Genomic DNA, 19560 nt, shown 5'->3' on the forward strand with positions numbered 1-19560 from the left:
AAACGCGATTTATTCGGCTACAATTTTCGGCTACAAAATGATAGACTGATCCCATGGCACCAAGGTGGGTCGGCTCCAGCGAAAGGCATGGGATCCCCCGCGGTGACCAGATACACGCCATCCTTAACGCCACTTTTGAAGCCGAACTGCAAGGGGAAGCCAAGGAAGGGCGGATAGTCCTATTCATTGGACCGCCACACGGGCAAACGGCCAGAGAGCTGGAAATTCTGGTAAACGAATTTCCGGGCACTGGGAGAGAAGCAGTCGTGTTCCACGCGATGGAATTAGGCACCAAATTCAGGCGGTTCCGGGAGGAGCATCAGCGATGACTGAGCAGAAAAAGACCGACTACGATGCCCTGGCCGATCGGCTAACCGGCGACTCTCCACTGGAGGCGGCTGCCGTGCAAGTGGGCGCCAATGCAGCCGCCGCAGGGCGGGAATTCCTGCTGCGGGAGTACGGGACAGAGGCTGCAGTCAACCATGCCCTGCGCCGTGGCCGTCCCCGTGTCGGGGACTCCGCGCCGGGCGAATCCGCTACGGTGCGCGGGCGTATAGGCGACGTCGAATATCGCGCCTTCATGGAACTGGTGGCGGAACTCGGCAAGCCACAATCGCAACTGATTCGCGAAGCCGTGCATCTATTGCTGGAACGCCACAACAAGCTGGCTGGTTAAAAAGCCTTCGTCGAGACGTTCAAAACCTACGACCTCAGCCGTGCCCGGCTGGAAGCCTTCAGCAAGCCTGTGCTCTTTGTCCTTGGCGGCCTGAGCAACCCGGACGATTACGGCGAGGTGGCCGAACGCCCGGCGGCGGTCTTCCCGGACTACCGCCTGGAGGTGTTCTCCGAACGCCACCACTTCGATGCCCCGCACCGGATCGAGCCTGAACGGCCGGCAGGGTTGTTGCGCGGGCACTGGGAGCGGGCCGAAGGGAGTTGACCGCTACGGGAGGCAAACTTCCGCACCTACGGCGCGGCAGGCACTACCATGTCGAGTAGAAGTCAGAGGGTGATGACCATGGCAATCACAGCGTCCCAAGCACAGCGAGACCTTTTCGGGTTGATCGAGCGCGTAAACCTTGACCACAGTGAGGTCGAGATCATCTCGCGCGGTGGATCTGCAGTGCTAATATCCAAGGCCGATTACGACGCCCTCGTGGAAACGAGTTACTTGCTGCGCTCCCCCAAGAACGCACGCCGCCTGATTTCCGCTCTGGACGCGGCCCGCGCGGGCGAAACTGGCACGCACGCCCCGCGAGAAACTTAAGAGTGATGAAGACATGGCGGCAGGCGCAGCCTGTTTATTTGAGGCTGAGCACCTCGTCGATCGGGCGGCCGTTGACAAACACCTCGGCGCTCGTGGCCCCGGACGCCGCCATGGCGGTGTACTCCAGCTGTGCCTTCGCTCGCGGGACGTCACACACACCGCCCAGCATGAACTGGCCGGAGAGGTAGATCGTGATGGTGCTACCCGCCAGTTCACCGCCGAGGTACGTCAGGTCCGACTGGTAGAGGGCGTTCACGAGCCCGGACAGGCCGACGTCGCGGCTCTTGTTGGCGAGCAACGCCCCGATGCTCGGGCCCACCTGGTCAGTGAAGCGGACCGGAGCCGTGGACGTGGCGACGAGGCTGTCGCCGCACCCGATCATGGGCCCGGAGACGCCGTTATCACCGATGGCGACGTAGTAGACCGTCAGCCGGGCCACCTGCTCGGGGAACCCCGTGAACGTGGGTTCCCCGGTCGGGGTGGGGTCAGCGGGGGCGGACGACGGCGGCGGGACAGTCGCCGTCGCGGTGGGCGCGACTGACGGGCTGCTTGGCGCGGTGGGGCTCGCCGTCGAGGTCGCGGACGCGGTGGGGCTCGCCGTCGAGGTTGGGGCCGCTGTGCCCGTGGGCGCCGGGGCCGGCGGGCCGAAACAGCCTGCGAGCCCGATCAGGGCGCAGACCCCCAGGACGCTGAATGCCGAAACTCCGGGCCTGGTCATGATGCCCCCTTGGGTGCGGTGCCCGGATTCTCGGGGCTCCACTCTGAACCTACGCCGATGGCGCCAGGGCGCAACAGGGACTTAAGTCCGGCGCCCGCACACAACCGGAGCCCGTCCGTGCCGGTGACGGACCAACTCCACCGGTCAGTTACACAGTGCCCGGTCCGTCGAACAATGCGCTGGTGCTGCCCTGGGGTACCAGCACGTGGACGGCGTTGCGCTGGATGGTGAAGTCCGTGGGCGTGACCGTGGCGATCTCGCCGTCGAGGTTCACCGATAGCGGCGGTTCGGTGACAAGCCGGACGCGTCGGCTGGTCAGGTGGTACACCTTGTCGTGTTTGACGAAGCTGCCGTCCTTGAGCAGCCGCGCAATACTCACGTGCTCCCGGAGCGGCGCCAGCGGGATCGCGTAGATGTCGAGGGTGTGGTCGTCAATCCCGGCCGTCGGGGAGACCATGTTCCCGCCGCCGTAGTGCTGGCCATTGCCGACGGCCACCTGGAGCAGGTGCTCAAGCTCCATCGGCTCGTGGTCCCCCTCCGGGAATTCGAGACGGGCACTGAACGCCTTGTGCCGGACATAGGCGCGCAGGGTGGCAATGCCATACGCCAACGGGCCGATGTACCGCTTCAGGCGGGGGCTGAGAGACTCGGTGACACCCACCGACAGGCCCACGGAAGCCACGTTGAGGAAGGGCTGGCCGTTGGCCCGGCCCAGGTCAATGTCCACCACCTTCCCGTCCGCGATGACAGCGCACGCCCCGGCAAGATTGTTCGGGATCGCCAGCGTGCGGGCCAGATCGTTGGCGGTGCCCAGCGGAAGGACGCCAAGAACGACGCCGGTGCCCGCCACCCTGCCGGCCGCGTAGGAAACCGTCCCGTCGCCGCCGCCGACAATCACCAGATCGTGCCCCTCCGCAATCACCCGATCCAGTGTCCCGGCCAACTCCGCCCCAGAGTGCACCGGGTGCACGGCGGAGACAGGCACGCCTGCGGTTCGCATCGTGGCCAGTGCCAGTTCGTGTGCCGCTGCTCCCCGGCGTGATCCGGCGTTGATCACCACGGCCGCAGAGCGGGCCTCTCGGGCATCCTTCATGTGGGCCATGTTAGGTGGTTTGCCTGTGTATTCCTGCAGAAACCGGCCTGCCCCTACTACCCGCCCGTAACGTAGCGCCGGGTTTTGGAGTAGGAGCATACTGGAAACGCCACTCAAGTCGATGGACGATTTCAACGTCCTTGAGGCTCCTTCACCGGCAGTACCCGGGGAATCCTGCCGGCATCCTGCGAAGGCGTGAAAACTCCCGGCCTTCGTAACCTAAACAGAAATACCCGTCTCAGAGGGGTAGATGATCAACCATGAACCGCACCAGGACAGGGCTACTGTCCATGGCCACCGCTGCAGTACTTGCACTGGGGCTTGCTCCCGGAACTGCGGCCGCCCACGGAGGATCCGGGCACGGAGGCTCGGACCACAGCGACGACTGGAAGAAAAATGATGATCAGCGCCGGCTGGTCAGGATCCTGCGCCACGTTACCGACGATTATCGCTGGCTGGAGAACGCGAAGAAGGACGGCTACAAGAAGATCACTGAATGCATCGAGAATCCCGGCGTGGGGGCCATGGGCTTCCACTACGCGAGGGAAGACCTGATCGATGACAAGACCCAGGCCCGCAAGCCTGAGGTTCTCGTGTATATGCCGGATGAATCCGGGCGGTACAGGCTGGTAGCCGCTGAGTTCATCTCGACGGCGGCCAAGCGGCCCAAGATCGCCGGCATCGACTTCGAGGACGGGCCGTTCCCCGGCTCCTTCGCGCTGCACGCGTGGGTATGGAAGGACAACCCGCACGGCATGTTCGCAGCCTTCAACCCGAGGCACAGCTGCCCGAAATAGCGCCCATTCAGTGGCCGGGCACGGTCGATCCTGACCGCCAACTCGCACCTGGCAATAAGGAGCAGAGCGCTCCTGCACCCCGTGTGCAGGAGCGCTTTCGCGTGCACAGGCCGGAACAATTCCCTACGCTCCAAACCGTCAAGGTCTTGACTGGTTCTGTCATATCCTGATACACCTTAGGGGCGGAAAGCGCTTTCTCGCTCGGTCCCAGACAAGTTCACAATCCTCATCAGCAGGTCCGGGCCATGAATGAAACGTTACAAAACACGCGGCAGACTCAGCTGCCGCCTGCATCAAAGGAGATGTTCCTTGACCTACCCCGCGAAATGTTCCCCTCACTACAAACCCTTCAAGGCGGCGCCCTTGGCCGCCGCGGCTGCCCTCACGGCAGCAGCCCTCGCTTTTACCGGCGTCCCGCTGGCTCAGGCAGAGCCCAGCTCGAACGCAGCAGCCCGGCAGTCCGGAGCCGCTGAGCTCAAGCGCCAGGTTGAAAACCTGGACCGCGCCCCGGTGGCGGTGGCAACTGACCAGGGCGTCACGCTCGGCTGGCGGATGCTCGGCCTGGACAAGGACAGCATCGGTTTCCATGTGATCCGCGACGGCGTCCAGCTCACCGTGGACCCGATCCGGAACAGCACCACGTACGTGGACCCGGCCGGCACGGCCACCTCGAAATACGTCATCCAGACGGTGGGGAACGGTGACGGCCAGAACAGGCTCACCGAAGAGTTCACCCCGCTGGCGCAGAACTACCTGGCGATCAAACTGGACAAGCCGGAAGGCGGCGTTACCCCCGCCGGGCAGGCCTACACGTACACCGCCAATGACTCCACCGTGGCGGACCTGGACGGGGACGGCAAGTACGAGATCATCCAGCTGTGGAACCCGACCAACGCCAAGGACAACTCCCAGTCCGGCTACACAGGCAACGTCTATGTTGACGCCTACAAGATGGACGGCACCAAGCTGTGGCGCATTGACCTGGGCCGCAACATCCGCGCCGGCGCCCACTACACGCAGCTGCTCGCGTACGACTTCGACGGCGACGGCAAGGCCGAGCTCTCCCTGAAGACCGCGGACGGCACCACGGACGGGGCCGGTACCGTGATCGGCGACGCCGCAGCCGACTTCCGGAACAGCGGCGGGTACGTGCTCTCGGGTCCGGAATTCCTGACCGTCTTCAAGGGCGAGACCGGTACCATCATGGACACCGTGGCCTATGAGCCGCCGCGCGGTTCGGTTGCTGCCTGGGGCGACAACTACGGCAACCGGGTGGACCGGTTCCTTGCCGGCGTGGCCTACCTCGACGGCGAGCGCCCGTCCATGATGTTCAGCCGCGGCTACTACACCCGCACCGTCCTGGTCACCTACGACCTTGTGAACGGCAAGCTGGTGAAGCGCTGGACCTTCGATTCGGACATCGCCGGCGCCGAGTACAAGGGCCAGGGCAACCACAACCTGTCCGTGGCTGACGTGGACCAGGACGGCAAGGACGAGTTTGTCTTCGGGTCCATGACCATCGACGACGACGGCACCCCCCTCTACAACACCAAGCTAGGCCACGGCGACGCGATCCACACGAGCGATCTGGATCCGTCCCGCCCGGGCCTGGAGACCTTCGCTGTCCACGAAAGCTTGAGCCAAAGCGGGAAGCGCGGCGCCACGTTCCGCGATTCCGCCACCGGCGAGGTGCTCTGGAGCATACCGGCCGTCAAGGACACGGGCCGCGGCGCTGCCGGCGACATCGATCCCCGCTACGCCGGGGCAGAGGGCTGGGCTGTGGGCGGCGACGCCTCCTGGAACTCCCCGCGGGGCCAGCTGATGTCCGCCAAGGGCGAGCTGATCGCCGAGAAGATCCCGGCCGCCAACTTCATGGCGTGGTGGGACGGCGACCTGCTCCGCGAGATCGTTGACCATGACTTCGACGCCGTGGCCGGCGTCGGCGTGCCCACCATCTCCAAGTGGAACTGGGAAACCGAAACCAGCGACAGGCTCCTGACCGCCACCGGCGCCCGGAGCAACAACCACACCAAGGGCAACCCCTCACTCCAGGCGGACCTCCTCGGTGACTGGCGCGAGGAACTGGCCTTCCCTTCGTCGGACAGCACTGAACTGCGGATCTACACCAGCACGGCGCCCACCGAGGTCCGCCTCCGCACGCTGATGCATGACCCGATGTACCGGACGGGAGTAGCCCGCGAAAACGTGGCCTACAACCAACCGCCGCACCCGAGCTTCTTCATCGGCGAGGGCATGGAAACGCCGGCCATGCCTGCAGTTACTTACACGGGCGTCGCCAAGTAATCACCCGGCGCGTCAAACACGAACGGTCCTGCCCCGCACGAATGGTGCGGGGCAGGACCCTTCGTGTTTCCAGCAAGCGCTCGGCGTTGTGGCTCACGCCTGAACTCCTCAGGGGGCCAGCACTTTCACGGCCGTGTGGCGTCTCCAGTGGATTTCGGTGATTTCAATCTCCTGATTGCATAGGCAACAGCCACCCCACCAAGGACTAATCCGAGCGTGATTATCCAACCAAAATTGGTCCCTCCGGCGACGACCTTGGCCTCCGTGGCGTCTTCGAATGTATCCCCCGCCGGGGCGATAGTGACAATGCCATTTGGTGGCAGAGCAGAGGCAGAGTCCGCTGCCGCTGTTGACGAATATGTTTCCGGGGATGTCGCCTGAGGTTCCTGGGTGACTTCATCCACTACAGTCTCAGGTGAAATTACCCCAGGTTCAGCCACCGCCACTTCCTGCGCCGCATTGCCAGCAGCTGGGGTGTTTCGGGTGGAAGCGGCTGCAGTCTCCTGGGAGGGAGCATATGCCCGTGCTCCCGGTTGTTCGGGAGCCAGCGCCGGGGCAGTGGTAGCAGGTGCCGGGACTGCATTAGTCGTGGCAATGGGACCGGAAGCTTCAGCAGCAGTTGCGGCGGACGTTTCAGCAGCCGTTGCGGGGGTGGCTTCAGCAGTGGCGAGGGTAGAAGCTGCTGGCCCCTGCAACCCGCAATGCGTACCTACCCCGGCCCATGCGTCACCAGGTTGGAGATCGGAGCAGGAGGGCGGAGCCGGATTGGCTGCGGGGATATAAAGCAGCCTGTTGGGAGTTGCGCCCTTATTGGCACTTATGACACCCGCCGTCGCATTATTGATCATCGACTGGTGAACTTGGGCAGGGGATAACCAAGGGGCGCGGGACAGCAGGATTGCGGCCGCACCTGACACGTGCGGAACAGCCATTGAAGTGCCGTCCAAAGTGTTGTAGCCGGTCGGGGCATTGCTCCAAGCAGACCTGATGAATACTCCCGGCGCCTGAATATCAACGCAAGAGCCGTAGTTGGACCATGACGCTTGAGCGTCGTCGATATTCGTTGCTGCAACGGTAATAGCAGTCGGAACGCGAGCAGGAGAATTAGCACAGGCATCCGCACCGGAGTTGCCCGCTGATGCGATGACCGTCATCCCGTCGGTCACAGCACTTTGAACGGCTTCGTCAAATGAAGCATTAGTGAAACCGCCAATACTCAGGTTCAGTACTGCCGGCTGACCAGCCACGTGGTGCTGAACTGACCAGTCAATTCCTGCCATGATCGTTGAAGCCCAACCGCTTCCGTCACACTCAAGCGCCCGCACGGGGATGATGCTTGCTTTCCTGGCAACGCCATAGGTTGTTCCGGCGGCCGTCCCAGCCACGTGCGTCCCGTGACCATTACAGTCATTGATTCCATTGCCGTCATGAACGCCCCACCAGACGGCCGGAACCCTGCCGGTAAATTCTGTGTGGGAAACATTGAGCCCGGTGTCAACTACATAGATGTTCACACCCGCACCTTCATCACCGACGCTGTACTGTCCGTCTCTTCCTGAGCGCTGATCTACCCGGTCAAGTCCCCAGATAGACGTTGTGCCGGAGATTGAAACGCGAGTGTCAAGTTCAACGGAGGCCACGTCTTCTGATTCTTGCAGGGACTCCATTTCCTTAGGTGTCGCCACAACCACTGACGCTTTCATTGCGTGGGAAAGAGTTGCTTTAACTTCAATCCCTTGTTGCCGCAGGGAACTTGACTCCGCTTCTGCATTCACCTCATCGCCATATTTCACGATATATCGCTGCTCTCCTCCGGGCAGAGCAGAGGGAGCCGAAGGAGAAGGAAAAGCCGGCGACGGCGGAATGGTTGCAGGATCAGCACGTGCAACTGCCGGGGCCAGAGACAGAACTATTGAGGCGAAGAATACAGATGTAACGGTTTTCAATAGGTACGGCGGTATCGACATCTGCACTGTTCTTTCTGGGCCTCAGCGAATCATTTGTCCGAACTTACTGGTCCAGCACGAACATCCTGCCGCAACTGTAGTGCCTTCGAGGCCGCTGGCAATGGCGCTGAGCTCTTCGTTATGTGATCGCCGCCGCAGCCGGACCGCGCCCGCTGATGCCGCCTCTTCGCTTGCGGTTCAGCCATTCCCCCCGCGGGCCGCTGAGCCGTCCGAACCGTTGCCGGTTGAGGCCTGTGGGCGGAGGACGTCTTCGCGGCTGTAGTGCCCAACGACGTCGAACAATCGTTTCGCGGTCATGCAGCGGCCCAAGTCGACGTCTGCGGCAACGATCCCTTCCTGATCGTAGAGTGGCCCTGCTATTGCCCGGCCCTGGACCGGCTCGAAGATCGCTGCCCCGCCTCGTCCAAAGGCCTTGCCATCGTCCGGCATCGGTACGGGGAAATCATCGGGAAACGCAGAGCGCGGGATGTACTGAGGCGCCGAAACCACGAACGCGCCGGACTCGATCGCTATGTGACTCATTGTGGAGAGCCAGCCGTCAGCGTCGTCGGCAGTCGGGGCCGCCCAGATCTGCACGCCCTGACGGTACACCTCATACCGGGCCAGAGGCATGCGGTTCTCCCAGCAGATGAGGCCCCCAACCCTCCCGATGGGAGTATCGGTGACTTTCAGATCCTGTCCGTAACCAACACCGTGGAACAGGCGTTCGTGCATCGTGGGCATCAACTTCCGGTGTTTCCAGAGCAGACCCTCAGGACCAATCAAGATCATGGTGTTGTAAAGACTTCCAGGCCTGACAGATTCCCGTTCGTTCACTCCAAGCACGCAATACATATCGTGCTCGGCACACGCCTGGATGAAACGGTCAATGTGGGGGCCCGGCACGTCGACGGAGTTGGCACCGGATGCAATACCCCGTCAATACTGCAGCGCTTCCAGCGCCCGTGAACCGGGGGACTCAGGAGCAGAGCGCGCTGGCGCGGAGGCTAGCCGGGGTTGGACCAGCTTTGCAGCTCCACCAGGTTGCCTTCCGGATCACTGACGTAGCACCAGGTGACCCGCCGCCCATCGGCCGTCTGCAGCGTGACGATCTCGCCGACGTCGGCCCCGCCGTTCTGGAGGACGTCTTCCCGGGCAGCGTCGACGTCGTCAACCACGAAGGCAACGTGGCCCCAGCCGGTGCGGTTGGCAGCCGGCGTACCGCCCGGAACGTTCTCGCCGTATGTGTAGATCTCGAGCGTCGGCCCGTTGTCCCCCTGGCCGGGCAGCCGCAGGTGGACACCGCGCAGAGTCGCCCCGGGCACGGCTGTGCCCCGCTCGAGATCGCTACCGCCGTAATCGCGCTCAGGTGGGACGAGTTCGCAGCCGAAAACCCGCCCGTAGAAGTCGGCGAGCCGCCGCCAGTCTGCGGCAATAACGTTGACGTGGCCGAATTTCGCGCCGTGGGGAGCCTGTTTCATGCCCAAGATTCTAGTCCCGCAGCGGCGGCTTCCTCTAGAGATTCTGCCGGCACTACGAAAGTAGTGACAGGCCCCAAAGGAAGGGGTACCTTGTGTCTAGGGCAGGAATATCTGGCTTCGAGGGAGCATGCGCCATGCCTGTAGTGGAAGAAACCGTGACCGTCGCCAGGCCACCGCAAGAGGTCTTCGATTTCCTCGCGAACTTCGGGAACCTCTCGGCCTACGATGCCTTCGTCACAACATCCGGGCAGGTTGGGGACGGTCCCCCGGGTCTGGGAACCCGAGGCCGGGGAACAACCCGCTTTATGGGCCAGCAGTTCGACTGGATGGTCGAATTCACGGAATTCGAGCCACCCCGGCGGATGGTGTCCCGCTCAATCGACGGAACACGCGACCTCACTGCGACGTTCATGCTGGAACCGAACGGTGGCGGCACGAGCGTCACGGAGCGGCTGGAGACCGGGGCCAAGATGGGCGGCCTCCTGGGCAGACTCCCCGACCCAGTGGTGAACCGGCTCCTGGCCCGGTCACTCCGCCGCAACCTCAAGACCCTGACCCGGCTGCTGGGATGACACAGGGCCCCTGAAGGGGCAGCCGGACAATCTTTACGGATGCACCAGCACTTTCACTGCGGTGTCCTTGTGGTTGATGAGGGTGTCGAAGCCCTGCTCCACGAGGTCATCCAGCGCGATCCTGCCTGTGATGAACGGCTTGAGGTCCACCTTGCCCTCCTGCACCATCTTGATGACGGCCGCATGGTCCCGGACGTAGGCGATGGTCCCGCGCAAGTCGATCTCCTTCAGCACCAGCTTCTGCATGTCCAGTGTGGCCGGAGCACCCCAGATGGACACGTTGACCACCACGGCACCCGGCCGGACGGCGTCGAGCATTGTGTCCAGGACGGCATTTACGCCGGCGCACTCGAACGCGACGTCGGCCCCGGTTCCTCCGGTGAGTTCCCGCACCCGCGCCGGGACGTCCTCCTGGCTGGGGTCCAGCACGTGGTCCGCCACGCCGCTGGAGACGGCCTTCTCCTTGCGCGCCTGGGTCAACTCGCTGACGATCGTGGTCACACCCATGCCCTTGAGCACGGCGGCGGTCAGCAGCCCGATCGGACCCGAGCCGCCCACCAGGGCAACGTCGCCGGCCTTGGCGCCGCTGCGGGCCACCGCGTGGTGGGCCACGGACAGCGGCTCGATCATGGCCGCCTCGTCCAGCGGAATATCCCCGATGGGGTGCACCCATCGTTTGTCCACCACGATCTTTTCGCTCAGGCCTCCCCCGCCGCCGGACAGCCCGATGAAGCCCATCTGCCGGCAGAGGTGGTAGCTGCCCGCCTGGCACATGTCGCAGTCGCCATCCACAAAGTACGGCTCGACGACGACGTTGTCCCCCACCGCGATCCCGTCCACACCTTCGCCAATTTCTGAGACAGTCCCCGAGAATTCGTGTCCCAGGGTCACCGGTGCTTCCTCGTGGGAGAGGGGGTGCGGATGTCCCGGCGCGGGGATGAAGATGGGACCTTCGAGGTATTCGTGCAGGTCCGAGCCGCAAATACCGCACCACGCGACGTCGATCTTCACGGCTCCGGCACGGAGCTCCGGCTCCGGAATGTCCTCGATACGGATATCCTCGCGGCCGTGGAAACGTGCTGCCTTCATGATGGTCCTTCCATTCGGTGAACGTGCATGTCGTCTAAGGGCCAAGTTCCGCTGGTGCCCAGGCCGCCCGCGAACATCCTCGCACCGGCTTCGCACGTTGGCTAGGGACCTACGGTTGGCGGCCCAGACCGGCCGGGCTTCAGACCGGCCGGGAATAAGAGGACCCCGACGCCGTCCGCTCGAGCAGCCCGAAGTCCACAAGGTAGCGGCGCAGCAGCACCACATCGTCCGTGTAGCTGAGCAGCCGCTCGTTGACCTGCCTTTCGGTGAGGTCCTCCCCCGGCTGGATGGCTTCGCCGACGATCCAGGCCAGGAGCTCACGCCGGTCCGCCGTGCTGGCCGGGTATCTGTCGATCCGGCCGAGGCGCAGGAAACGGTCCACGCCGGTCTTCGGCTGGCGTTTTGGCTGCTGGGACAGGAGATCGTGGAAGATCGTGTCGGAGGCCTGATAGCCGCTTCCGGTCCGCTCCACCAGCCCGGCCTCCAGCAGAATGGCGATGGCCCGGTTGCGGCGCTGCTCCTTCACGCCGGCAAGGGCTTCCTCACCGAGCACAATCTGCGCGTACGCGGTGCGCGCATCGCGGTTGGCGAGCGCAGCCATCACCCTGCGCCAGTGCGGTCCGCTGTGAGCGGCCGGTCCGTTCATTGTGCCTCCACCTCCACCTGCTGTTCGGAGCCGCCCCTTAGCGGGACGGCCCGCCGTCGGAATCCGAATCCCATTGTGCGCCGTGAGGGGCGGGCGTTACGATGCTGCCGGGGAGAGGTCCTGGTCTGCCGAAACGAGTGTTAGGGGCCCAGCAATGACCGACTTCTTCACCATGCAGCCCGGCGAGACCGCGGCCCCGTTGCCGCCGGGGCCCGTCCTGTGCACCGGGACTGCGGGGATGCGGCGCATCCACCGCTTTTTACTCTGGGCGTACAGCGAGGCCCCCGGCCTTGTCCGTTCCGCAGCGCCCGGTGACACCGCCCGCTCCGCCTACGTGGGCGAGGTCCTTGGGAACTTCGACAAGGTCCTCCATATCCACCACGAGGGCGAAGACCTGCTGATGTACCCGCCGCTGGGAGAGCGGGCACCGGCGTGCGCATTGCACATAGGGCAGATGCTCGCGCAGCACCGGCAGGTCACGGAACGGCTGGAGGTCATCGAACCGGTCCGCCTGCGGTGGATGGAAACGGCTGACGCGGAGGCCGGCAAGGAACTGGCTGAGCGTTACGAGGACCTGTCGGCCGTCCTCAATGTGCACCTGCGGCGCGAGGTCACCGAGGTCATGCCCGCCGTGGACAGGGTGATGACCGAGGAGGAAATGAACGGCGTCGGCCAGCACGGGATCAGCCAGTTCTCCAAGAAGTTCCTGGTGGGCTATCTCGGCATGGTGCTGGCGACGAATCCGCCCGCAGACCGCAAGGAACTGTTCAAGGAGCTCCCAGCGCCCGTCCGCCTTGGTTACCGCCTCGCCGGGCGCCGAATGTACCGGAAGCAGTACTCCACACTCTTTCCGGGACGCGAAGTTCCCGCGACCCTGTAGCTTCCGCCCTCCCGGAGCGCAGTGGAACGGCCGACGGCGGTTGTTGAGTCGCATGGGATGTTCCGGGTGCGAAGTCCGGCTTGGTCAGCTTTGCTCGCCGTTCGCAGGTCCGGAGCGCGGCACAGCCCGAAAATTCTTGCGGTGAGTGACGATTGAGCAATGGGAAAGCACATCCGAGGCCTAGCCGCGATCTACAAGCAGCCACCTTCCGTTCCGGCGATCCAAGGGTCAGCCTCTTGAAGCAGATGAAGCTCCGGTATGCCGGAGTGTGTCGGCTCTGCGGTGCGTCTCTTCCGGCCAGGACAGAAGCGATCTATGACAGTGAGACGAAGACCGTCCACTGCCTGGAGTGTGCCACCGAGGCTGCGGAAATCACGTCCCCAGATCTGGAACCTTCCGTTGAGCCACTTTCCACTGAGCCCGGTGTAGCCGGGTGGTCCGCCCGGCGCGAATATGAGCGCCGCAAGGCGAAGGACGAGGAAAAGCTCCGCGAGAAGTGGGGCCGCTTCGGCGGCCTCGCAGTCGCCCTATCTGACGAGCGCCAGCCCACCAAGGCCTGGGATCGGGGCGCGGTGGGTGAGGAACGCCTCGGCGCTCGTCTCAATGCTCTTGCCAGTGATGACCTGGCTGTCCTCCACGACCGGCGAATCCCCGGCTCGAAGGCCAACATTGACCACATCGCCATCACTCGCGGTGGAATCTGGGTGATCGATGCCAAGCGGTACAAGGGACGGCCTGAACTGAAGGTCGAGGGTGGCATCCTTCGCCCCCGCGTTGAGAAGCTCCTCGTTGGCCGGCGTGATTGCACAAAACTGGTCGATGGGGTGCTCAAACAGGTCGACATCGTGCGCGATCTCGTTGGGGATGTTCCGGTCACGGCGGCGCTGTGCTTCGTCGAAGCAGACTGGCCCCTCATCGGGGGCGCATTCGCCACTCGCGGCGTTCACGTGCTCTGGCCGAAACGCTTGGCCAAAGTGCTTGGTGAGCAGACAGCCGGCGACGTTGACGTGGCGGCGATGCGTGAGTTGATAGCCTCGCGGTTCAAGTCTGCGTGACGTCAGGCGTCAGCGCAGACCTCGACAATAATGGCGGACACCGTGTCCGCAGCGTCCAGGGGATCGGAGGGGTCCCCGGCCACTACGGTGCGAACCGGGGCCGATGTTCCGGCCTGTCTGGCAGCTTGAGTAACGGGCGTACCTAGAAGGATCTATATAGCTGACGTCAATTGCTCCTTCTTCTCATTTGGCGCGATGACGGCCAATCCTTTGGCAGTAGGATCGAGCTCGAGGACCGTCTGGTCCGATGCTGTCAAAAGGGGCAGGCTATCCGGAGTCGTGTGAAGTGCCCGAGCGAGACGTCCGAAGGTGGTGCGAGCCCCAATAGTGCCCTTACCCGCGAACGCAATTGGCACCTTGCTCGAATCGATCTGCAAAACATTGAGGTCATCAAGTAGACCCACAAGCTGGGACTGTCGGTCGGCAAGTACTGAAAGCTCCTCACGCAGGACGTTCTCGACATGCGGAAGCGAGCGATCGCCATTCGAGAACTCGGCCGCGATTTTCTCAAGGACGACCACTCGTGCCCGGAGCGCAAGGGCTTGATAGGTCTGGGTCACCATCTGCTCGAATTCCTGCGCCTGATTGTCCCGTTTGTCGACGAGCGCCTTCATAAGATCAGGTGCGTACACTCGGTCCGAGCCCTGGTATTTATCGGCGATTTCCAACCAACGATCAAGGCGATTGATGTACGTGTTCGTCAGGGTGTCGAGTTCGCCAAACGCATGAGCAGCGGACGAAATAGATGGAATGTGCGCCCGATCCAGCAGATAACCGGCAACCTTGCGGGCTTGTTGCTCTGCCGTTGTTAGGACCGACCGCTCTTGCGCATCCATGCGGACCTGAATACCGGTCACAGCGTTCTTTATCGCGTCTAGCTTCTTGTTCATCTGATGTTGCGCCAACATCTCTCCCGCAACGGCAAGTCCCACCGTAGCGATGAGTGGCCCAGCTGCCACGGCGGCACCAGTACCTGCCGCCGCCGGCACGAGGCGTACGTGTCCGGCGATCTTTGTTGATCCGGCAGCACGAGCGATTCCCCGAAATCCGCCACCAACGGCAGGAACGAGATCTCGTGCCACTGATCCGGTCGGCAGGATAACTCGGTATAGACCTTCGGTCGATGCGGTAGGGCCGGCTTGTTTGAACGCTTGACTAATTGCCTTGGCAAACGCTCCTGAGGTTTGCGCTACCATCCCCGTTGGAGTGCTGTGCGAAGGCTTTGCGACGCGGCTGATGAGCAGAGCCTCTCGATTCAGCAGCATTCGGAGCATCATCTCGGTACTTGGCTCCGTTTCGAGCGGGAATAGCGGAACAACGACGGTATCTTCTTCAAGTCCCACGGGGCCTCCGGATAGTGATCGATCAATTATGGTGCCAGTAAGTATCGCCTACGTTGACCGCTCACCATTTTGCCTCGCCTCGGAGCGCGGCCGGCCCGCGGCGCACCGGCAGACTCTACGGAACCCCGGCCGCCGCTTCCGCCGCGGCCAAGGCCTGGGAAAACCTGTCCACCGCGATCTTGTAGTCCACCGGATTCCCGACGGTTTTCTCGTGGTCAGCCGCGCGCATTGCCCTGACCATGGCCGCTGTCGCAGGGAGGGAAGTGTCGGACATCGCGGGGTAGTCGAACTGCAGCTGCGGGTCAACCTCATAGGTGAGCCACCGCCGTTTCAGCAGAGCGTGACGGTCGGCGGTTCTCCCGTGTTCCGTCACATCCGCCAAGGAGAGATGCGCCAGCAACGCGGCGTCCACGCCAGTGGCCAAGGAAACCGACCGGACTGCCTCACGCTGGCGGCCAAGAGCCTGTTCAGTCCCCAGGGCCAGAGGAGTGACACCCTTCTGCACGAACTCGACGTTGAACTGGTAAGCCCGGATCTCCGCCGGCGTCATAAAGTCCAAATCGCCGGGAGACTTGTTCGCCAGCTCCTTGGCGCCGTAGGGGCTTGCCACGCTGCTCCGGGGAACCGGCCAGAAGTACTTTCCGCCGAAGAACCCGCCAACGACTGCCACCCAGAACAGCCAGTCAGGAGAATCCACCGATACTGCCCCGACAGCGCCACCCACCGTGGACGCTATATGCCCACGCGTCAGAAGGATCTTCGTGCGGCCTAGCCGGTAGACACGGCGGGGACGGTCCAGTTGCTTCTCGTGGAATGCCTTGAGCCTGACAGCCCAGTCACTGGTGTTGCTCACCAGTCACGCTCCTCAGTCATGATGACGGCGGCACTGCCGTCGACGCGGACACCGGCGGCGTGCTGCTGCTCGGCATGGCCGCGCTCAACCTGAACACCGGTGTAGGACATGACCGGTACGGCCCCCCTCACCAAGAATACTTGCGCTGCGGCCGAACTCGTCTCCCCTGCCCTTAGTGACGGACGACGGCGCCGACTCGGGTCTAGTGCAGAAGTTCCGTTGGGCAACAGTTGAGGTTTAGGCGGCGGCCTTCGCCGGTAACCCGCGGGAGTGCGACTTGGAGACACTGCCGCGTCACTCTATGCTCTCGAAGAGACTTTGATGTCCGGGCCAGGGGGAACAACGTGACGACAGCAACGGCTGTGAAGTACGAAACAAAGTCCGTAAAAACAGTTCGTGGCATGGAGGCCAGGACTCGAGCCAAGGTAGAGAAAGAGGGCTGGGAGTTCGTTTCTCAGACCCAAGGGACGGTTCGGTCTGAAATGATCTTCCGGCGCCCGAAACCAGCGACCCCATGGAAACTGATCGGGATCGGGCTGTGCCTGTTCGCAGTCCTTTTCATCGGGGTGCGCATCATGGATGCGGTTGCGGGTGGTGACCGTTCAAGCAACAGCGCCGAGACCTTTCCGTCGCCGACTCCCTCCCAGGTAGTGACAACTGAATTCCAGACCGCCCCATCGGAAGCAAGGACGCCTTCGGTCGAGCCCGCCCCTGCTAACCCTTTGGTCAAAGCAATCACAGTCGATGAACTGCTGGACAAGCTCAACTCCAGCCAGTCGGGTGGAATCAAGGTTGGGGACCAGTTCCGGCTGACCGGCGAGCTGTTCATGTCCGACTTGTGGAGGACCGGGGCGAACGGGGCGTTCTACGTCTTGCTAAAGGCCCACGGAGGAGCCAATGACCTGCCCGTGTTCGCTGACGAGTCAGATGCGTCGGGTTGGCAGGACGGTACAAAGGTCCAGATGGTTGTGGAAATGGGTGAGGCCACAATCAACCGTGAGACCACAGATGGCTGGCTAAGGGCTCTGTCCGTGGAGACGATTCCGTAGCCGAGGCAACCGCCGCTGTGCTGCGACCAGCATGAACTCTATTGGCCCCGAAAAAGCATGAATGACGGCCATATACTCGCTTGTGCGAGGCGCAACTGCCGGCGCGATCAGGGCAGAGGGCACAAAATTGGCCCTAACCCAATCGAGGCTCCGGAAGCTAAAATGGACCATGTTGGTCTTCCCAGCCATCGGACTCCTGCTTTGGATTGGCTTCCTTTTTGCCGTTCTGGTTCTAAGTGGCATCGTCTGGGTCTTTTGCCAGCTAGTGCTCGGGATCCTGAACGTCATATCGCCACCCAAAAAGAAGACAGTCGCCAGTGTCAGGCGGGTATCACCCCGCGTCCAGCCCCGCGGCCCCGACCGGGCTCCCCTGCGGGCAGCACCCCGGGCAGCCCCGCCCGTTCGCAACGTCGCACCGCGGCCGCCACAAGCCGCACCAAAAGCCCTGTCCCCGTCAGACATCTGGCCCAAGTGGACTCCGGCCCACCGGCGCTACGTGGACGAGGAGCTGGCCCTCTGGCAGGAGCAGTTCGACGCCCTGAGCTCCCGCAGGTAGCAAGCAGGCAGCAGCAGGTAGGAATCGACAGTTCTTGTCACGCAGTTAACTGTCTATTCACACCGACCTCACAACGCGTCCAACCGGACTCCGTACCGTCGGACGCATGGACAACATTTCACGCAGATCCCTTCTGACCGCCGGCCTCGGGGCCGGGCTCGTCGCCGCCTGGCCGGGTGCCGCCGTCGCCGTTTCCACCGCGGACGACGCCGGCCTCCGTTCTGATCCGTTCCTGCTGGGCATCGCCTCCGGCGAGCCGTGGCCGGACGGCTTCGTGATCTGGACCCGGCTGGCGCTGGACCCGGTAGCCGAAGACGGCCTGGGCGGCATGCCCGCCCGCAACGTCGCGGTGGCATGGGAAGTGGCAGAAGACGCAGGCATGCGCACCGTAGTAGCCCGCGGCGTCGAGCAGGCCCGGATCGAAACCGCCCACTCCGTCCACGTTGAGCTGAAGGGACTGCGCCCGGGGCGCGAATACTTCTACCGGTTCCGCACCGGCCGGCACATCAGCCCGGTGGGCCGCACCCTCACCAGCCCGGCACTGCACGAGACGCCGGCCGCGCTGGCCATGGCGTTCGCCAGTTGCGCGCAGTACGAGCACGGCTACTTCACCGCCTACTCGCGGCTGGCGCAGGACCACCCGGACCTGGTGCTGCACCTGGGCGACTACCTGTACGAGTACAAGAAGGGCAGCTACGTGATCGGCGGCGGCAACCCGCGCGACCACGAAGGCCCGGAGACCACCAGCCTGGCCGGCTACCGGCAGCGGCACGCACAGTACAAGTCCGACGACGACCTGCAGGCTGCGCACGCTATCGCACCGTGGCTGGTGGTCTGGGATGACCACGAGGTGGACAACAACTGGGCGGACGAGATCCCGGAGAACAGGGACGCCGGCCAGCTGAACGACACCACCGAGCGGTTCCGGCAGCGCCGCACCGCCGCGTTCCAGGCGTACTACGAGAACATGCCGCTGCGGGCCTCGTCCGTGCCGGCCGGCTACGACATGAAGATCTACCGCACCATCCAGTGGGGCCAGCTGGCCAACTTCCACATGATGGACACCCGGCAGTACCGCGATGACCAGCTCGCCGGGGACGGCTGGAAGAAGAACGTCACCGAACGCCTCGCCGAGGACCGCACCATCACCGGCGCCGAGCAGGAAAAGTGGCTGCTGGACGGCTTCCAGAACTCCACCCAGCGCTGGGACATCCTGGGCCAGCAGGTCTTCTTCGCCGAAAAGGACAGGAACGCCGCCCCCGAGATCGACGACGTCTCCATGGACGGGTGGGACGGCTACGCCGCCTCCCGCCGCCGCATCACCCAGGGCTGGGTGGACGCCAACGTCCGCAACGCCGTGGTCCTCACCGGCGACGTCCACCGCAACTGGGCCAACGACGTCAAGGTCGACTACAAGGACCCCGCCTCCCCCGTGGTCGGCTCCGAACTGGTCTGCACCTCCATCACCTCCACCGGCAACGGCACAGGCTCCACCGTGGACCCGGTCCTGCCCTGGAACCCGCACCTGAAGTTCTACAACGACAACCGCGGCTACGTGAACACCACCATCACCCGCGAGGCGATGACCGCGGACTTCCGCGTCCTGGACTACGTCACGACGCCGGGATCCCCCGTCAGCACGAAAGCCTCCTTCGCGATCCAGGACGGCGTTCCGGGGTTGGTCGCCAAGTAGAACCTGCCGACGCGCTTACTGAGCTTCTCGAAGCCTGCCCAGAGACCTTGGGGCGGCCAGCGATATTCGCTGGCCGCCCCATTGTTTTTTCGTTGGCTTTATTTGGCGGGGTATTCCCATTCCCAGCCGGCGGGCATGAAGCCCTGTTGGCGAATCAGGACACCGGTAGGCGTTGGGACATCGAGAATAATTGATCCTGTAGCTTTCTCCCCCGGACC

21 protein-coding genes are annotated in these 19560 nt (G+C 63.5%); 11 read left to right on the top strand and 10 right to left on the bottom strand.

From position 1 onward, the window contains the following. Positions 1-325 precede the first annotated feature (325 nt). From ACP7AX_RS01090 to ACP7AX_RS01100, 3 genes are all read left to right on the top strand, one after another. Positions 326-676, top strand: a complete 351-nt coding sequence (locus ACP7AX_RS01090) for a ribbon-helix-helix protein, CopG family (protein WP_131682201.1) — start codon at positions 326-328, stop codon at positions 674-676. Between the two features lie 69 nt (positions 677-745). Next, the gene (locus ACP7AX_RS01095; protein WP_131682202.1) at positions 746-940 is read left to right on the top strand and encodes a hypothetical protein; all 195 of its coding nucleotides are present in this window, start codon (positions 746-748) and stop codon (positions 938-940) included. 78 nt (positions 941-1018) lie between these two features. Then, the gene (locus ACP7AX_RS01100) at positions 1019-1267 is read left to right on the top strand and encodes a type II toxin-antitoxin system prevent-host-death family antitoxin (protein ID WP_131682203.1); all 249 of its coding nucleotides are present in this window, start codon (positions 1019-1021) and stop codon (positions 1265-1267) included. A 34-nt stretch (positions 1268-1301) separates the two neighbouring features. Here the strand turns inward: ACP7AX_RS01100 and ACP7AX_RS01105 are convergent, their stop codons facing one another. Next, the gene (locus ACP7AX_RS01105) at positions 1302-1985 is read right to left on the bottom strand and encodes a hypothetical protein (protein ID WP_426225055.1); all 684 of its coding nucleotides are present in this window, start codon (positions 1983-1985) and stop codon (positions 1302-1304) included. Positions 1986-2133: 148 nt separating this feature from the next. Then, positions 2134-3078 carry a lipid kinase gene (locus ACP7AX_RS01110; RefSeq protein ID WP_426225056.1) on the bottom strand — a complete coding sequence of 315 codons (945 nt, stop codon included), beginning with the start codon at positions 3076-3078 and terminating at the stop codon, positions 2134-2136. 260 nt (positions 3079-3338) lie between these two features. On the opposite strand from ACP7AX_RS01110, the gene ACP7AX_RS01115 reads away from it, so the two are divergent. Then, positions 3339-3875 (top strand): hypothetical protein, encoded by a 537-nt coding sequence (locus ACP7AX_RS01115; RefSeq protein ID WP_131682205.1) that lies wholly within the window; start codon positions 3339-3341, stop codon positions 3873-3875. A 249-nt stretch (positions 3876-4124) separates the two neighbouring features. Then, a complete protein-coding gene (locus tag ACP7AX_RS01120; protein ID WP_426225057.1) occupies positions 4125-6179 on the top strand; it encodes a rhamnogalacturonan lyase in 2055 nt (684 codons plus the stop codon). A gap of 125 nt (positions 6180-6304) precedes the next feature. On the opposite strand, the gene ACP7AX_RS01125 is transcribed toward ACP7AX_RS01120, so the two are convergent. The 3 genes from ACP7AX_RS01125 to ACP7AX_RS01135 all read right to left on the bottom strand — a co-directional run bounded on the left by ACP7AX_RS01125 (position 6305) and on the right by ACP7AX_RS01135 (position 9606). Continuing rightward, complete coding sequence (locus ACP7AX_RS01125) at positions 6305-8146, bottom strand: S8 family serine peptidase (protein WP_426225058.1); 1842 nt, start codon at positions 8144-8146, stop codon at positions 6305-6307. Between the two features lie 177 nt (positions 8147-8323). Then, positions 8324-9031 carry a nitrilase-related carbon-nitrogen hydrolase gene (locus tag ACP7AX_RS01130; RefSeq protein ID WP_426225059.1) on the bottom strand — a complete coding sequence of 236 codons (708 nt, stop codon included), beginning with the start codon at positions 9029-9031 and terminating at the stop codon, positions 8324-8326. Positions 9032-9132: 101 nt separating this feature from the next. After that, entirely contained in the window at positions 9133-9606 is a 474-nt protein-coding gene (locus ACP7AX_RS01135) for a VOC family protein (protein ID WP_426225060.1), read from the bottom strand. Between the two features lie 134 nt (positions 9607-9740). On the opposite strand from ACP7AX_RS01135, the gene ACP7AX_RS01140 reads away from it, so the two are divergent. Further along, a complete protein-coding gene (locus tag ACP7AX_RS01140; protein WP_426225061.1) occupies positions 9741-10178 on the top strand; it encodes an SRPBCC family protein in 438 nt (145 codons plus the stop codon). Positions 10179-10211: 33 nt separating this feature from the next. Here ACP7AX_RS01140 and ACP7AX_RS01145 read toward each other — a convergent pair whose 3' ends face one another. Both ACP7AX_RS01145 and ACP7AX_RS01150 read right to left on the bottom strand, forming a co-directional pair. Continuing rightward, complete coding sequence (locus ACP7AX_RS01145; RefSeq protein ID WP_131682211.1) at positions 10212-11267, bottom strand: zinc-binding dehydrogenase; 1056 nt, start codon at positions 11265-11267, stop codon at positions 10212-10214. 139 nt (positions 11268-11406) lie between these two features. Then, positions 11407-11913 (bottom strand): DUF2087 domain-containing protein, encoded by a 507-nt coding sequence (locus ACP7AX_RS01150; protein WP_426225062.1) that lies wholly within the window; start codon positions 11911-11913, stop codon positions 11407-11409. A gap of 154 nt (positions 11914-12067) precedes the next feature. Here ACP7AX_RS01150 and ACP7AX_RS01155 point away from each other — a divergent pair, with 154 nt between their 5' ends. Together ACP7AX_RS01155 and ACP7AX_RS01160 are read left to right on the top strand one after the other, a co-directional pair. Beyond that, the gene (locus ACP7AX_RS01155) at positions 12068-12793 is read left to right on the top strand and encodes a hemerythrin domain-containing protein (RefSeq protein ID WP_426225063.1); all 726 of its coding nucleotides are present in this window, start codon (positions 12068-12070) and stop codon (positions 12791-12793) included. A gap of 245 nt (positions 12794-13038) precedes the next feature. Then, positions 13039-13848: a nuclease-related domain-containing protein gene (locus tag ACP7AX_RS01160; RefSeq protein ID WP_426225291.1), complete on the top strand. Its 810-nt coding sequence runs from the start codon at positions 13039-13041 to the stop codon at positions 13846-13848. 152 nt (positions 13849-14000) lie between these two features. On the opposite strand, the gene ACP7AX_RS01165 is transcribed toward ACP7AX_RS01160, so the two are convergent. The 3 genes from ACP7AX_RS01165 to ACP7AX_RS01175 form a co-directional block, all read right to left on the bottom strand. Then, entirely contained in the window at positions 14001-15191 is a 1191-nt protein-coding gene (locus tag ACP7AX_RS01165) for a hypothetical protein (RefSeq protein ID WP_426225064.1), read from the bottom strand. Positions 15192-15306: 115 nt separating this feature from the next. Continuing rightward, positions 15307-16044 (bottom strand): hypothetical protein, encoded by a 738-nt coding sequence (locus ACP7AX_RS01170; RefSeq protein ID WP_426225065.1) that lies wholly within the window; start codon positions 16042-16044, stop codon positions 15307-15309. Next, positions 16041-16175, bottom strand: a complete 135-nt coding sequence (locus ACP7AX_RS01175; protein ID WP_426225066.1) for a hypothetical protein — start codon at positions 16173-16175, stop codon at positions 16041-16043. Before ACP7AX_RS01175 ends, ACP7AX_RS01170 begins: the two co-directional genes overlap by 4 nt. 213 nt (positions 16176-16388) lie before the next feature. Here ACP7AX_RS01175 and ACP7AX_RS01180 point away from each other — a divergent pair, with 213 nt between their 5' ends. From ACP7AX_RS01180 to ACP7AX_RS01190, 3 genes are all read left to right on the top strand, one after another. Further along, on the top strand, positions 16389-17093 hold the full coding sequence (locus ACP7AX_RS01180) for a hypothetical protein (protein WP_426225067.1): 705 nt from the start codon (positions 16389-16391) through the stop codon (positions 17091-17093). Positions 17094-17262: 169 nt separating this feature from the next. Continuing rightward, positions 17263-17649, top strand: coding sequence for a hypothetical protein (locus ACP7AX_RS01185; RefSeq protein WP_426225068.1), 387 nt, complete (start codon positions 17263-17265; stop codon positions 17647-17649). A 106-nt stretch (positions 17650-17755) separates the two neighbouring features. Beyond that, positions 17756-19342: an alkaline phosphatase D family protein gene (locus ACP7AX_RS01190; protein ID WP_426225069.1), complete on the top strand. Its 1587-nt coding sequence runs from the start codon at positions 17756-17758 to the stop codon at positions 19340-19342. Positions 19343-19560 lie beyond the last annotated feature (218 nt).

Origin of the sequence: Pseudarthrobacter sp. DSP2-3-2b1, from assembly GCF_049895945.1 — a bacterium.
Lineage (GTDB): Bacteria > Actinomycetota > Actinomycetes > Actinomycetales > Micrococcaceae > Arthrobacter.

Coding starts and splice junctions, on each gene's coding strand:
- ACP7AX_RS01120 (WP_426225057.1), top strand. CDS start 4,125: ATGAAACGTTACAAAACACGCGGCAGACTCAGCTGCCGCCTGCATCAA.
- ACP7AX_RS01105 (WP_426225055.1), bottom strand. CDS start 1,985: ATGACCAGGCCCGGAGTTTCGGCATTCAGCGTCCTGGGGGTCTGCGCC.
- ACP7AX_RS01110 (WP_426225056.1), bottom strand. CDS start 3,078: ATGAAGGATGCCCGAGAGGCCCGCTCTGCGGCCGTGGTGATCAACGCC.
- ACP7AX_RS01185 (WP_426225068.1), top strand. CDS start 17,263: ATGTTGGTCTTCCCAGCCATCGGACTCCTGCTTTGGATTGGCTTCCTT.
- ACP7AX_RS01090 (WP_131682201.1), top strand. CDS start 326: ATGACTGAGCAGAAAAAGACCGACTACGATGCCCTGGCCGATCGGCTA.
- ACP7AX_RS01100 (WP_131682203.1), top strand. CDS start 1,019: ATGGCAATCACAGCGTCCCAAGCACAGCGAGACCTTTTCGGGTTGATC.
- ACP7AX_RS01190 (WP_426225069.1), top strand. CDS start 17,756: ATGGACAACATTTCACGCAGATCCCTTCTGACCGCCGGCCTCGGGGCC.
- ACP7AX_RS01145 (WP_131682211.1), bottom strand. CDS start 11,267: ATGAAGGCAGCACGTTTCCACGGCCGCGAGGATATCCGTATCGAGGAC.
- ACP7AX_RS01125 (WP_426225058.1), bottom strand. CDS start 8,146: ATGTCGATACCGCCGTACCTATTGAAAACCGTTACATCTGTATTCTTC.
- ACP7AX_RS01115 (WP_131682205.1), top strand. CDS start 3,339: ATGAACCGCACCAGGACAGGGCTACTGTCCATGGCCACCGCTGCAGTA.
- ACP7AX_RS01150 (WP_426225062.1), bottom strand. CDS start 11,913: ATGAACGGACCGGCCGCTCACAGCGGACCGCACTGGCGCAGGGTGATG.
- ACP7AX_RS01140 (WP_426225061.1), top strand. CDS start 9,741: ATGCCTGTAGTGGAAGAAACCGTGACCGTCGCCAGGCCACCGCAAGAG.
- ACP7AX_RS01155 (WP_426225063.1), top strand. CDS start 12,068: ATGACCGACTTCTTCACCATGCAGCCCGGCGAGACCGCGGCCCCGTTG.
- ACP7AX_RS01135 (WP_426225060.1), bottom strand. CDS start 9,606: ATGAAACAGGCTCCCCACGGCGCGAAATTCGGCCACGTCAACGTTATT.
- ACP7AX_RS01160 (WP_426225291.1), top strand. CDS start 13,039: ATGAAGCTCCGGTATGCCGGAGTGTGTCGGCTCTGCGGTGCGTCTCTT.